The 438-nt window shown below is 66.2% G+C and carries 1 protein-coding gene; it reads right to left on the bottom strand.

Features of this window, described 5'->3' with window-relative positions; translation table 11 throughout:
- Nucleotides 1-69: 69 nt before the first annotated feature.
- The coding region (locus RM572_RS29320; RefSeq protein ID WP_311676378.1) for an ABC transporter permease subunit at nt 70-438 on the bottom strand (369 nt) is incomplete at its 5' end.

Below are 438 nucleotides of genomic sequence, written 5' to 3'. Positions count from 1 at the left end.
GTACCGCATTCGGACCGAACGACAGGTGGATGTCCTTGGCGGCCAGCGCGACTGGCTGTGGTGCCGACATCAGATCATCTCCTGGTTGGTCACCGCGGGCAGGGGATCTTCCTCAGCCGGCGGGCGACCTCGGCGCAGCCGGTAGTCGACGAAGTTCACCAGGTGGGTCAGCGGGATGGTCAGCAGCAGAGAGAACAGTCCGGCTGCCACCAGCGGTGACAGGTTTCCGGTCTGCGCGTTGAGATCTCGGCCCACCTGGAAGAGTTCCCGCTGGCTGGCCACCAGGCCGAGGACGTACACCAGCGACGAGGCTTTGAGCAGCGAGATGAACTGGTTCATGAGCGCCGGCAGCACCCGCCGGATGCCCTGTGGCACGACGACCAGCCGCATGGACGAGGCGTAGCTGACGCCCAGGGCGCGTGAGGCTTCCAGCTGCCC

This window comes from Streptomyces hazeniae (assembly GCF_031845485.1).
GTDB lineage: Bacteria > Actinomycetota > Actinomycetes > Streptomycetales > Streptomycetaceae > Streptomyces > Streptomyces hazeniae.
The sequence above is the reverse complement of the archived record's forward strand: the minus strand, read 5'-3'. Positions and strand labels throughout refer to the sequence as shown.